The organism is Staphylococcus sp. GDY8P119P, from assembly GCF_017892075.1.
In the GTDB taxonomy this organism is placed as follows: domain Bacteria; phylum Bacillota; class Bacilli; order Staphylococcales; family Staphylococcaceae; genus Staphylococcus; species Staphylococcus ureilyticus.
In genome coordinates, this window is record NZ_JAESKJ010000001.1 from 365,785 (window position 1) to 378,577 (window position 12,793).

Annotated in this window: 13 protein-coding genes; 12 read left to right on the forward strand and 1 reads right to left on the reverse strand. The window is 33.4% G+C overall.

Annotation, left to right across the window (positions count from 1 at the left end):
- Positions 1-75: 75 nt before the first annotated feature.
- From KA830_RS01660 to KA830_RS01670, 3 genes are read left to right on the forward strand one after another with little or no spacing between them, the layout of a single operon-like run.
- Positions 76-1,092, forward strand: a complete 1,017-nt coding sequence (locus tag KA830_RS01660; RefSeq protein ID WP_204180298.1) for an MsnO8 family LLM class oxidoreductase — start codon at positions 76-78, stop codon at positions 1,090-1,092.
- Positions 1,089-2,420, forward strand: coding sequence for an LLM class flavin-dependent oxidoreductase (locus KA830_RS01665; protein WP_064209325.1), 1,332 nt, complete (start codon positions 1,089-1,091; stop codon positions 2,418-2,420). The genes KA830_RS01660 and KA830_RS01665 overlap by 4 nt, the downstream gene beginning before the upstream one ends.
- A gap of 29 nt (positions 2,421-2,449) precedes the next feature.
- Positions 2,450-3,922 carry a Na+/H+ antiporter NhaC family protein gene (locus KA830_RS01670; RefSeq protein WP_204180297.1) on the forward strand — a complete coding sequence of 491 codons (1,473 nt, stop codon included), beginning with the start codon at positions 2,450-2,452 and terminating at the stop codon, positions 3,920-3,922.
- A 95-nt stretch (positions 3,923-4,017) separates the two neighbouring features.
- Here the strand turns inward: KA830_RS01670 and KA830_RS01675 are convergent, their stop codons facing one another.
- Entirely contained in the window at positions 4,018-4,779 is a 762-nt protein-coding gene (locus KA830_RS01675; protein ID WP_204180296.1) for a DeoR/GlpR family DNA-binding transcription regulator, read from the reverse strand.
- Between the two features lie 174 nt (positions 4,780-4,953).
- Here KA830_RS01675 and KA830_RS01680 point away from each other — a divergent pair, with 174 nt between their 5' ends.
- The 9 genes from KA830_RS01680 (at position 4,954) to KA830_RS01720 (ending at position 12,637) form a co-directional block, all read left to right on the forward strand.
- Entirely contained in the window at positions 4,954-6,036 is a 1,083-nt protein-coding gene (locus KA830_RS01680; protein WP_064209326.1) for an MDR/zinc-dependent alcohol dehydrogenase-like family protein, read from the forward strand.
- Positions 6,037-6,084: 48 nt separating this feature from the next.
- Positions 6,085-7,083, forward strand: coding sequence for a dihydroxyacetone kinase subunit DhaK (locus tag KA830_RS01685; RefSeq protein WP_204180295.1), 999 nt, complete (start codon positions 6,085-6,087; stop codon positions 7,081-7,083).
- A gap of 12 nt (positions 7,084-7,095) precedes the next feature.
- Positions 7,096-7,728: a dihydroxyacetone kinase subunit DhaL gene (dhaL, locus tag KA830_RS01690; RefSeq protein ID WP_204180294.1), complete on the forward strand. Its 633-nt coding sequence runs from the start codon at positions 7,096-7,098 to the stop codon at positions 7,726-7,728.
- A 32-nt stretch (positions 7,729-7,760) separates the two neighbouring features.
- On the forward strand, positions 7,761-8,204 hold the full coding sequence (rpiB, locus tag KA830_RS01695; protein ID WP_204180293.1) for a ribose 5-phosphate isomerase B: 444 nt from the start codon (positions 7,761-7,763) through the stop codon (positions 8,202-8,204).
- A gap of 375 nt (positions 8,205-8,579) precedes the next feature.
- The gene (locus tag KA830_RS01700) at positions 8,580-9,836 is read left to right on the forward strand and encodes a copper resistance CopC/CopD family protein (RefSeq protein WP_204180292.1); all 1,257 of its coding nucleotides are present in this window, start codon (positions 8,580-8,582) and stop codon (positions 9,834-9,836) included.
- Between the two features lie 11 nt (positions 9,837-9,847).
- Positions 9,848-10,432, forward strand: coding sequence for a YcnI family copper-binding membrane protein (locus tag KA830_RS01705; RefSeq protein WP_019468850.1), 585 nt, complete (start codon positions 9,848-9,850; stop codon positions 10,430-10,432).
- Between the two features lie 119 nt (positions 10,433-10,551).
- Positions 10,552-10,965, forward strand: a complete 414-nt coding sequence (locus KA830_RS01710; RefSeq protein WP_019468851.1) for a DUF2871 domain-containing protein — start codon at positions 10,552-10,554, stop codon at positions 10,963-10,965.
- 205 nt (positions 10,966-11,170) lie between these two features.
- Positions 11,171-12,202, forward strand: a complete 1,032-nt coding sequence (locus tag KA830_RS01715) for an NAD(P)/FAD-dependent oxidoreductase (RefSeq protein WP_204180291.1) — start codon at positions 11,171-11,173, stop codon at positions 12,200-12,202.
- 33 nt (positions 12,203-12,235) lie between these two features.
- On the forward strand, positions 12,236-12,637 hold the full coding sequence (locus tag KA830_RS01720; protein WP_204180290.1) for a GNAT family N-acetyltransferase: 402 nt from the start codon (positions 12,236-12,238) through the stop codon (positions 12,635-12,637).
- Positions 12,638-12,793 lie beyond the last annotated feature (156 nt).

Sequence of the window (12,793 nt, forward strand, 5' to 3'; positions counted from 1 at the left end):
ATACTTGACAAAATGTTACCGTGAGCATAATATTGAAACTAATATAATTTTCAGAAATCGATTGGGGGATTGTTTATGTCATCTATTAGTATACTTGATCAAAGTCCGATAGATCATAATGAAGCAGTTAGCGACGGGATAAAGAGAACAGTTGAACTCGCTCAATTAGCAGAAAACCTGAATTATACAAGATATTTTGTTGCAGAGCATCATAATATACAAGAAGTCGTTGGTACGAGTCCTGAAATATTAGTTACACATCTATTAAACCAAACAAGTAGAATAAACATTGGTTCTGGTGGGGTTATGCTACAGCATTATAGTCCATTTAAAGTGATTGAGCAGTTTCATTTTATGAGCCAAATCGCTCCGGGAAGAGTAGATTTAGGTATAGGTAAAGCACCTGGTGGTTTTCCTCTAGCGACACAAGCATTGCAAGAAGATATCAAAAGTTCACCTACATCTTTCAATGATAAATTTCATCTATTAAATCAATTTAATAATGGAAACTTTCCTAAAGAAAATCCATATTCAAATTTAAAAACAACGATTCGTAATAAAGAGGTTGAAAAACCACATGTTTTTCTTTTAGGTGGCAGTGAACGATCAGCGCGTTTTGCAGCAGAAGAAAAAGTAGGATTTGTTTATGCATATTTTTTGAATTCGGATAATGAACTTTTACAAAAAGCCATTCGTACATACAAAGCATTTTACCCTGAGGGGAGAATAATTGTTGCCTTGGCTGCTGTTGTATCGAATAGCGAAGCGGAGTACGCATTAATTGAAGAAGGGCGTACAAACTATGTTTTACACTTTGATGACGGTCAAAAATTAACGGTATCAAGTGAACACCAAATTGATGATTTTAAAAAGCAAAGTTCAAGGACATTTGAAATTGAAGCACAACAAATAGAGGTATTTAATGGTACAGCTGAGTCCATAAAACAACAGATTCATGAATTAAATATAGATGATGAAGTTGATGAATTTATGTTTCATATGCCCGTTCAAAATCATTCATTACGATTAAAAACAGTAGAGCAATTAGCGCGTGTATATAAAAAATCGACTTTGAAAGCAGGGGTAAAATGACAAATAAAAAAATAGATTTTGGAATTATGTTGAACGGTCCTGGTAGTCATATGCATGCTTGGAAATCAAGTGAGGTTCCAAGTGATGCAAGTACAAATTTTGAATTTCAACTTGAAATTGCTCGCAAAGCAGAAAAAGCTGGCTTCAGTTTCGTTTTTGTAGCAGATGGATTATATATCAATGAAAAATCGATACCACATTTTTTAGATAGACATGAACCTTTAACATTTTTAGCAGCTCTTGCTCCTATAACGCAGCAAATTGGATTAGTTGGTACGATTTCAACTTCGTATAGTGAACCGTTCACAGTGGCCAGACAACTTTCAACAATTGATAACATTAGTAAAGGTCGTGCAGGCTGGAATGTGGTAACTTCGCCTTTAGCTGGGAGTGCTGACAATTATAGTAAAGGAGATCATCCAGAACATGATGTTCGATATGATATTGCTGAAGAACATATCCAAGTTGTACAAGGATTATGGGATTCGTACGAAGATGACGCGTTTACGTTCGATGTTGAAAATGGTGAATATGTTGATAAAAGTAAAATGCATACTTTAGATTACAAAGGTCAATATTTCCAAGTTAAAGGTCCTTTGAATGCAAGTCGGTCAGAACAAGGACAACCTGTTATATTCCAAGCAGGAGCTTCTCCTAAAGGACAGGCATATGCAGCTAAATATGCTGATGCCGTTTTTACACTTGGTGAGTCACTTGAAATTGCTAAAAGTAATTATGACAGTATTAAAAAACAAGCCCAAGCATTTGAGCGTAATCCCGACCATGTTAAAGTCTATCCAATGCTAGCACCAGTCATTGGAAAAGATAAAGCCGAAGTAGAGCGACGATTAAATGAACTTAAATCATTAGCAACAATTGAAGAGGCTTTAGACTACTTGGGAAGATATTATGATCACCATGACTTTACTCAATACGAATTAGATGCACCATTTCCAGAGTTAGGTGACGTAGGGAAAAATAGTTTTCGTGCAACTACTGATGCAATTGCTGAACGTGCGAAATCACAAAATTTAACGTTAAGAGAAGTTGCTCTAGAAGAAACTGTAAGACGTTCACCATTTACAGGCACTTATGAAGAAGTAGCAGCATTAATAATTGAATGGTTTGAACAAGGTGCAGCAGATGGCTTTATCTTTGGACCACATGTCTATGGTGAAATATATGATGAATTTTTAAGAGAAGTGTTACCTATATTAGAAACAAAAGGTTATTATTCGAAATCTTATGAAGGTAGTACATTACGTGATCATCTTGGTATTCCGTTTAAAGAAAATCGATATCGAAACACAAAAGTAGAGCATATCTAATTTAAATGATTTTTAAGGAGTGAAATAGAATGTCTGAATATAGTGCAACTTCACATCATTCGCAAACAGATGTTGAACAAGACCAATTAAAAATAAAAGAAAAAAGAAAATTTCAATTGCCACACGTGTTATTAATGATGTTGATGATGATGATGTTTGCATGTTTACTGACATATGTCATTCCAGCTGGTGAATTTGACACGACAAAAAGTGGTGAAATTGTACAAGGAACTTATCATGCTATTTCACAAAATCCAGTTAACCCGTTTTATGCAATTACCTTAATATTAAATGGGGGTATACAATCAGCTCAAACTGTAACTTTATTGCTATTTGTTGGTGGGGCAATTGGAGGTATGTTGCAATTGGACTCAGTGACAAAGTTAACTAATTATATGATATATAGATTTGAACACGCAGGTGCTTTACCACTCATTATAGGATTATTTTCTTTAATGGCGTTTATAGGGTTTTTTGTAGGTGGCGATCAGATGATTGTTTTTGTTACGCTCGGTGTCATTTTAGCGAATAGGTTAAAATTAGATCCAATTATTGCCCTTGGCATGACCTTCCTACCTTTGTATATGGCATTTTCAGTTTCTCCTTCAGGTATGGCTAAAATTGGTCAAATCGTTTATCCGGAAGTCACTTTATATTCAGGATATGGTGGGAGAGCAATTATGTACACAGTGTTTTTATTGGTCACTTTATTATATGTTATCTGGTATGCGAGAAGGGTTATTAAATCACCAAATAAAAGTTTGATGAATACTACATCTTGGCAACAAAATAATGTGCAAACAATAAATACAGAAATTGATTTGAAAGATAGAACAATTAATTGGAGAGATTTGGTTGTAGTAGGATTAGTGATTTTTACACCTATAGTATTAGCAATAGGTAACGGCATGTTAAGTTGGACTGAGAAATATGGAAATGGTGTATTCATTACTGTTTTTGGTATTAGTTTTGTGCTTGCTTACTTTATAAAAAGTAAACGGCCTAGTGAAATGGTGGATGGATTTCTAGCAGGAGCGAAACCAATGCTAGTGGTTGCTTTTGCTATTATCATGGCAAATACAATCAGCGTCATTCTAGAAAAAGGTAAGATTTTAAGTACGATTGTCAACGGATTAACGACACAACTTGATGGTTCGTCAGCTGGTGTCGTATCAATATTAATATTTTTAGTAGCAACAGTATTTAATTTTTTAGTACCATCTGGTTCAGGTTTAATGAGTGTCATGGTTCCAATATTACAACCAGTTACGTATACACTTGGTGTGAATGACCAAATACTGTTAACTTCACTATCTTTTGGCGGTGGATTAGGTAATTTAATTACGCCAACATTGGGTGCGACAGTAGGTGCGATTGCTATTGCGAAAGCTAATTTTAGTTCATGGTTTAAATTTATGGCACCATTGTTTTTAATTTGGGTCATCGTAGGTTCAATTGTGTTGTATATCTTCACTACTGTTGGATGGTCAGGTGGTATATAAAAAGATTGGATAATTATTTTAAGTAAAAAAAGCTGTATCAATTAGGTATTAAATTATTCTAATTGATACAGCTTTTTAAATTGTTAATTTTGAAATTAAACAACAGTTAACTTAAATGGCATGTTTTGTAGCCATTTTTTTTGGGGGGATTCATCAGTAATAACTTCAGTAATATCAGTGATTTTAGCAAATGATAAAGTAGATGAAATATCAAATTTACTGTGGTCTATCAGAGCAATTACTTTTTCACTTTCTTGAATCATCTGCTTTTTGAGTTGAACTTCAGGTAATGAAAAATCAGTCAAACCATTTTCTAAGGTAAAACCGTTTGCAGATAAAAAGAAATAATCAATATGATACATTTCTAAAATTTGTGAATCAATGTTTCCAGTAATTGCATTTGAATCTTGTGATACAAACCCTCCAACTACGAGCACTGTTAAGTTAGGATTTTCTTTTAAGAGTACTGCATTTTCCAATCCATTTGTAATAATCGTAAGTTCCATTGTTGTCTCAGATATTAATTTTGCAAGCTCATATGTAGTTGAACTTGCGTCGATGAGTATGCATTGTTGTGGTTCGATTTTATTTAACGCATGCTCACTTATTTTATGTTTTTCACGATGCTTTTGTGTTAAGCGGTAAGAAAAGTTTAACTTAGAAGTCATCGTATCATTAACTTTTGCTCCGCCATGTGTACGTGTAATCTTATTTTCACTTTCTAAAAGCCTTAAATCGCTCCGAACTGTTGCTTCTGTCACGCTTAAGTAATCTGAAAGTTGTTTTACAGTAGCTCTTTTATGTGACTTTATATAAGTATATATGTGCTCTCGTCGTTCATCTGCATACATTTTCATATGATTCGCAACCTCCTTATGTTCATAATTTAGTTTAACACAATTTTTTATAAAAATAACAAAACAAAAGAAAAACGAAAATAAACGAAAAAATATTTGAAAGAAATGAAAATATATATTAGAATTATAGGTATAAATGAAAGCGTTTTCTATTAAAAGAAGGGGTTGTTGAAAATGACGAATAAAAATTATCCAGACAAAATGAATGCAGTTGTAGCATATGCGCCAGGGGATTATAAATATGAAACAGTAGAGACGCCAACAATTGAGAATTCAAAAGAAATTATAGTGAAAGTTGAAGCATGTGGTATTTGTGCAGGAGATATTAAAGCGTATGGCGGAGCACCAAGTTTTTGGGGTGATGAAACGCAACCTTCTTATATTAAAGCACCGATGATACCGGGCCACGAATTTATTGCACGTATTGTTGAGAAAGGCGAAGATGTGACTGATTTTGAAATAGGTGATCGTGTCATTTCTGAACAAATTGTACCTTGTTGGGAATGTAGATTTTGTAAACGTGGAGAGTATTGGATGTGTGAAAAACACGATTTATACGGTTTCCAAAATAATGTCAATGGCGGTATGGCTGAATACATGAAATTCACTAAAGAAGCAATAAATTATAAAGTTCCTGAAGATCTACCTATAGAAAAAGCAATTCTAATTGAACCATATGCTTGTAGTTTACATGCAGTGCAACGTGCAAACATCAAATTAGGAGATTTCGTTGTATTATCTGGTGCTGGAACACTGGGGCTTGGCATGATAGGAGCTGCTAAAAAATCTGGCGCTGAAACTTTGGTTGTACTAGATATGAAAGATGATCGTTTAGAATTAGCGAAACAGTTTGGTGCAGACATTGTAATGAATCCAGCAAAAGTTGACATAGTAAAAGAAATTAAGGATATGACTGAGGGCTATGGTTGTGATACTTACATTGAAGCGACAGGACATCCTAAATCTGTTGAACAGGGTTTGAGTGCAATTAGAAAACTAGGAAGATTTGTCGAATTTTCTGTATTTGGGGATCCAGTAACTGTTGATTGGAGCATCATTTCTGATCGTAAAGAACTAGATTTAATGGGTAGTCATTTAGGACCTTACTGTTATCCGCTTGTGATAAATGGTATACAAAATGGTGATTATCCAACTGAAGGCGTAGTAACACATCAATTGCCACTGCAAGATTTTGAAGAAGGCTTTGAATTGATGAAAAAAGGAGATAAGTCATTGAAAATTGTGCTTGTACCTTAAAACAGCAAAGTGATAGATAACATAGATAGTTAAAAGGAGAGACTTTAAATGAAAAAAATGATTAATCATCCTGATGACGTTATAGAAGAATTAATGGCCGGATATTTAATTGCTTATCCTGAATATATTAGACGTTCAAACTTGCATCAAAGAGCATTAATTGGAAAAAAACGACACCCTAATCGTAAAGTGAGTGTTTTAATTGGTGGAGGATCAGGACATGAGCCAGCTTTTATCGGATATGTTGGTCAAGGTATGGCTGATGGTGTGGCAGTAGGTAATATTTTCGCTTCACCTTCACCAATTCCTATACAAGCTGTAACTAGAGAAATTCATGACGGCAATGGTGTGTTATATATTTATGGAAATTATGCAGGAGATTTAATGAATTTTGAAATGGCCAGTGAAATGACAGAAGTCGAAGATGATATTGAAACAGCAGTAGTAATAGGAAATGATGATGTTGCTTCAGCGAAGGAAATTGAAGAGAGACGTGGCATAGCAGGTGAATTACTGGTTTATAAAGCTGCAGGTGCTGCTGCTGATTTTGGCTATGATTTGAAGGAAGTACGTCGTATTGCACAACTGGCAAATGATTATACACGTTCGATGGGCATTGGGTTAAGTCCTTGTTATTTACCGCAAACAGGAAAACCAAGTTTTGATCTTGAAGATAACGAGATGGAAATTGGATTAGGACATCATGGTGAACCAGGTATTGAAAAAACAACGATTCGCACAGCAAAAGAAACCGTCCAAGTTATTATGAAAAACATTTTGAAAGAAGGTCTTTATCAATCAGATGATGAAGTGGTTGTGTTAGTAAATGGGTTGGGTGCAACCTCACAAATGGAATTATATATTATCAATAAAGAAGTTGATGCAATATTAAATGAAAAAAATATAAAGACGTACAAATCATATATTGGTAATTTTATTACATCAATGGAAATGGGTGGCTTCTCAGTAACATTGATGAAGGTGGATGAGACGTTAAAGTCATGTATAGATCATCCTGTCGATTGTCCAAATTTTAAAGAAGTCTAGGAGGAAATTGTAATGACATTAACAAGTGAAACATATAAATCATTCATCCTAGCATTAGCTGAGTTGTTTGAAGAACAAAAAGATAACCTATGTGAATTAGATAGAAAAATAGGTGATGGTGATCATGGTGTGACGATGAATATTGGTTATCAAGCTGTAAAAGGTACGATTCATAACGAGTTACAAGTACAAGATGATATTGCAAAAATCAGTGTTGCTGTTGGTAAAAGCTTTTTGGATGCAGTCGGGTCATCTGTAGGTCCTTTATATGCTTCAGGTTTTTTAAAGTCAGCAGTTGCAGTGAAAAATAAAACTGAATTAGATGATACAGATTTATATCAATTTTGGATTGCATTCAGTAAAGGAATTAAGGCAAGAGGTAAAGCTGAAATAGGTGATAAAACGATGATTGATACACTTGAACCATTCTATCTTTCATTAGAAACATCTAAATCTCAATCTATTAATTTCAAAGAAGCATTTGAGATTGCACTTTTAGAGGCTAAAAAAGGTATGGAAAGTACAAAGGATATTGTTTCAAATAAAGGCCGTTCTAAGCGATTAGGCTATCGTTCGCAAGGTCATGTAGATCCTGGCGCGATGTCAGCGTATCTGATGTTAAATACATTTAAATCATATGTATAAGTGAAGTGATAAGTATATAAGGAGGAGTTAGAATGAAAATAGCAATCGGTGCAGACCACAATGGTTACGACTTAAAAGAGGCAGTGAAAACGCATATAGAAACACTCGGCCATGAAGTAGAAGATTTTGGTTGTCATCATTGTGCAGAGACGGATTATCCAGATGTTGCTGCTAAAGTTGGTAAAAGCATCCAACAAGGAGATAATGAACGTGGTATTCTTATTTGTGGAACTGGCATCGGCGTTGCGATAACAGCCAACAAATTAAAAGGCATACGCGCCGCTTTGGCGCATGATTACTATTCTGCAGAGCGTGCACAGTTAAGTAACAATGCTCAAATACTAACTATGGGAGCACAAATTATTGGTATAGAAGTTGCTAAAAAAAATGTTGAAGCATACTTAAATGTAAGTTGGGAAGGCGGTTCTCAACGTAAAGTAGATAAAATTGTGAAAGTTGAACAAGATGAATTTTAATGCGTTATATTTATGTAAACCATATCATTCTTGAAGAATAAGAAGTTGAGGCCTAAAGCGCTTAATTAAAGCAAAGGACTAGTCCGTGTGAGAGACGACGGATTAGTCTTTTGCTATTTAAATTAAATTTATACATAATTTGTAACTTAGCATTTCTAATAAAAACAAATTTAGCATTAGTTTAATACTTATTTTTATAACAACACATTATAAATATTTTTAATGGTAACAAAACTAATCTTTTATTTCTAATTAATTGGAACAATAATATTTAATTTATAATTATTTGTCCAAAAAATGACAAAATGAAATTTATATTGTGAATATATATTTCATTTAATATCATTGATAATATAAACTTTTTGAAAAAGGGGGATGAAAGTGCAATTAACATTTAAAATTCATAAGTTTTCTTATGTTATATTTATAATTTCGTTGATCATTGGGATAGTTACTTTTTCTCAGCAAGTTTCAGCACATGCAACTTTAGAAAAAGTTACTCCAGCACAAAATAGTGTGGTTGAAAACGCGCCAAAAGAAATAACATTACAATTTAATGAACCAGTCCATTCAAAGTATTCAAGCATAAAGATTTATGATGACAATGGTTCTGAATTGACTGAAGTAAAACCAAGTACAACAGGTTCCTCTCAAACATTGACATTTCCTATTGAAAATTTAAATAAAGGTACGCACAGTATAAAATGGCATACAATGTCTGCAGATGGCCATGAGATCAATGATAGTTTTGAATTTTCAGTTGGAAAACAGACAGCAAATGGAATTGATACAGCACCACCGTTTTATGAAAAGGCAGATTTTTGGTTTGGGGTTACGCGCTTTATAATAGAAGGATTATTGATTACACTTACCGGCCTTTATTTTGTCAACCGCTTAGCTAAAAGACAAAGTTTACCTCATTTAAATTTTAAAACATACACGATGCCAACCATTTTGACGTTGGTCATGATTTCCGTTATCACAGTTTTAATTTATATGATGACTTTATCTTCTGATGTTGTGTCAGATGTGTTAAGTCTACAAAAAGCAACTTTATTGCAAACACCATTCATATTAACAATGATTGCAGTTATCATATTATTATTGCTTTTCACTTTGAAAAATATGGCTACAAGTTGGTATATATTCATTCCAAGTCTAATATTAATTGCGCTTAGTATGTCTGGACATGCTTGGTCTCAATCTGTACCAATATGGTCGATTTTTATCAGAGTGATCCATATTACTGGAATCTCATTTTGGTTAGGCGCTTTGATATACTTAGTGGTGATGGTATTGGGTAAAAAACAATTTGCAGTAAATCAAATGAGACCTTTTTTATTAAAAGTAAATATTAGCGCTGTCATGTTAATTGTCATATCAGGTGTCCTTATGTCAATTGACCAAACGAATGTCTTAACATTGTGGAAAAATATTCAAACGTGGAGCGTTTTATTACTTATTAAGATTCTGCTAACATTTGTGATGATGACGTTAGGATTTTATCAAACAACTAAAGCGCTTGGTAAGCATCGTCAGACAAATAGATTTGCATTAATCATAGAACTAAGCATAGGTATTTTACTCATATTAGCAGGTGTAATTATGAGTCAATTAAATATTCCAGGATAGGAGTTTAAAAGATGAAAAGACAATTTATTTTAGCTATCGCAGTTTGTTTTACTGTTTTAGTATTTTCCAAAAGTGCTCATGCACATGTGACTATGAATCCTGACACAAGTGAACCAGGTTCTTATGAAAAATATGATGTTAGAGTTCCAGTAGAAAAAGAAGCGAACACGACAAAAATAGAGTTGAAAGTACCCAAAGGTGTAAATGTTGTAGGTGTTGCACCACAGGAAACATTTGATCATAAATTAACTAAAGATGACGATGGTAATATTACCAAAATCACTTGGACAGCTAAAGATAAAGGTATTGGACCCAATGAATTTGTCGATTTACCTATTCAAGTAGCAAATCCTGATAAAGAAGGCGAATTTAAATGGGATGCTTATCAAACTTATGACGATGGAGAAACTGTAAAATGGAATGGTGATGAAGACGCAGAAAAACCATCACCTATGACTAAAGTATCCAAAAAAGCTGATGTTGATTCTGAAAATAATCAATCGGGCAATGATTCTATCGCTTTATGGATTGTATCTATCATAGCTATTATTTTAGCGCTCATAGCAATTTTTAAAAAGTCTCGTAAAGAAAGATAAAGCATAAGTGATTAAGCTAGTAATCAGATTTTGATTACTGGCTTTTTTGTGAAGTTTGGTGAATTGTCACTGTATTTTAATTAAATTTATTTTATAATAATTTTTAAGGAGGATTTTGAATGCGCAGAATATTATACGCTTTTTTAATTTATACAATCTTAGGATTGCTTAGTGGTTTTTATTATCGTGAATTAACACTTGCTTATGACTTTACAGGTGATACACAATTAGTAGTAGTACATACGCATACGTTAATATTAGGAATGTTTATGCATCTCATTTTATTACCAGTAACAAAAGTATTTAATTTGAGTAGTTATTATTTATTTAATTGGTTCTTTATTGTGTATAATATAGGTGTATTGGTAACGATTGGTATGATGTTTACGAAAGGCACTTACCAAGTGATGGGACTTAAAGTTCCAGAATCATTTGCTGGCTATGCAGGAATGGGGCATACAGTGATTACAGCTGGTTTTATTTTATTATTCTTCTTGCTTAAAAACGCCATTGTCAAAAAATCAGAAAAATAATTTCTCTAAATAGATTTTTAAAACAAATATAGCAATCATAGATATAGCAGACGATCGATACGAATTTGATCGTCTTTTTATTTTATTTTAAAGCCATTATACATATAAAGTAATTAATTATTAAAAAGTCACCCTTTTTAATTGATAAGCATTATCAATAATAGGATAATAGGTATTAATAAGTAGTACATGTAGGAGGATTATTATGGATGATGTAATCATTATCGGTGGTGGACCAGCCGGTTTGTTCGCGAGCTTTTATTCTGGATTAAGAGGGATGAATGTAAGAATTATTGATATTCAAGATAAGCTAGGAGGTAAAATGCACGTGTATCCTGAAAAGATTATTTGGGATATCGGGGGATTGGCACCCAAACCTTGCTATGAAATTATACAAGATACTGTTAATCAAGGACTACATTTTAATCCTAAAGTAAATTTAGAGGAACGTGTGATAGATATTAGGAAATTGGCTGAACGTCATTTTGAAGTAGAGACCAATAAAGGAAATATATATAAATCCAAATCTGTTATTATCGCCATTGGTGGTGGCATCATTAATCCAAAACAACTTGATATCAAGGGAGCAGAAAGATATCAATTAACAAATTTACATTATGTTGTGCAATCTTTAAAACATTTTAAAAACAAAAACGTATTGATTTCAGGTGCAGGTAATTCTGCTCTAGATTGGGCAAATGATTTAAGTGGCTATGCTAAAAGTGTGACATTAATTTATCGAAAAGCGGATATCAAGGGTTATGAAGCGATGAAAAATATTTTAGATGGATTGTCAGTAGAAAAGTTATCCAACACACATATCTATCAATTAATAGGAGACGTTACCCAGTCGCGTATAGAACAAGTGATATTGGAAAATATTGAAACAGGGGAACAAGAGGTACGTGCTTTTGACGAAGTCATCGTCAGTCATGGATTCGATAGAGAAAATACATTATTAGAACAATCTACAACTCAAGTTGATATGCATAGTGAATATAATATTAAAGGATTTGGTAACACTGCAACGAGTATTGAAGGTTTATACGCTTGTGGTGATATTATTTATCATGAAGCAAAAGCACACTTAATCGCGAGTGCTTTTAGCGACGCAGCAAACGCAGCTAATCTAGCAAAGCTTTATGTTGAACCAGAAGCGGCTCCTGAAGGTTATGTATCGAGTCATAATGATGCATTCAAAGAATCTAATAAAGTAGTGATGAAAAAATATTTATAAATCATGGTTTAGCAGTCTGGGGGATGAAAATACATGGTTAAAATAAAGTACGAAGCGCCAACAGTACAAAATTATAGAAATATGAGAAAAAAAGCTGGGTTAAGTGAAAAATCACAAAAGGCGGCAGAAAAAGGGATATCAAATGCATGCTTTGACATTACAATATATGATGATGACTTATTAATAGCGATGGGCAGAGTAATTGGAGATGGCGGTACTGCTTTTCAAATTATTGACATAGCAGTAGAACCACGTTATCAAGGACAGGGTTATGGTAAACAGGTTATGACTAATATTATGAAATATATATCATCTGTTGCAGAAGATGGTACTTATGTGAGTCTAATGGCAGATTATCCTGCAGATCAATTGTATGAACAATTCGGATTTACGACTACGGAACCTCATTCTTGTGGGATGTATATCAAATACTAAGTTTAAATATGTTGAAGAATGTTTAAATGCGAAGCAGTAGTTTTGAGATAGTTATCTACGAAACACACGTCCATTACTCTTTCATAAAGATAGAGTAATGGACGTGTATTATTTTGTGCTAATTGATATCATTTTTTAACGATAATACAACGCGTT

Excerpts from the sequence above, each read along its gene's own strand:
- rpiB (WP_204180293.1), top strand. The coding sequence starts at position 7,761 with ATGAAAATAGCAATCGGTGCAGACCACAATGGTTACGACTTAAAAGAG.
- KA830_RS01680 (WP_064209326.1), top strand. The coding sequence starts at position 4,954 with ATGACGAATAAAAATTATCCAGACAAAATGAATGCAGTTGTAGCATAT.
- KA830_RS01685 (WP_204180295.1), top strand. The coding sequence starts at position 6,085 with ATGAAAAAAATGATTAATCATCCTGATGACGTTATAGAAGAATTAATG.
- KA830_RS01665 (WP_064209325.1), top strand. The coding sequence starts at position 1,089 with ATGACAAATAAAAAAATAGATTTTGGAATTATGTTGAACGGTCCTGGT.
- KA830_RS01720 (WP_204180290.1), top strand. The coding sequence starts at position 12,236 with ATGGTTAAAATAAAGTACGAAGCGCCAACAGTACAAAATTATAGAAAT.
- KA830_RS01670 (WP_204180297.1), top strand. The coding sequence starts at position 2,450 with ATGTCTGAATATAGTGCAACTTCACATCATTCGCAAACAGATGTTGAA.
- KA830_RS01675 (WP_204180296.1), bottom strand. The coding sequence starts at position 4,779 with ATGAAAATGTATGCAGATGAACGACGAGAGCACATATATACTTATATA.
- KA830_RS01715 (WP_204180291.1), top strand. The coding sequence starts at position 11,171 with ATGGATGATGTAATCATTATCGGTGGTGGACCAGCCGGTTTGTTCGCG.
- KA830_RS01710 (WP_019468851.1), top strand. The coding sequence starts at position 10,552 with ATGCGCAGAATATTATACGCTTTTTTAATTTATACAATCTTAGGATTG.
- dhaL (WP_204180294.1), top strand. The coding sequence starts at position 7,096 with ATGACATTAACAAGTGAAACATATAAATCATTCATCCTAGCATTAGCT.
- KA830_RS01700 (WP_204180292.1), top strand. The coding sequence starts at position 8,580 with ATGAAAGTGCAATTAACATTTAAAATTCATAAGTTTTCTTATGTTATA.
- KA830_RS01705 (WP_019468850.1), top strand. The coding sequence starts at position 9,848 with ATGAAAAGACAATTTATTTTAGCTATCGCAGTTTGTTTTACTGTTTTA.
- KA830_RS01660 (WP_204180298.1), top strand. The coding sequence starts at position 76 with ATGTCATCTATTAGTATACTTGATCAAAGTCCGATAGATCATAATGAA.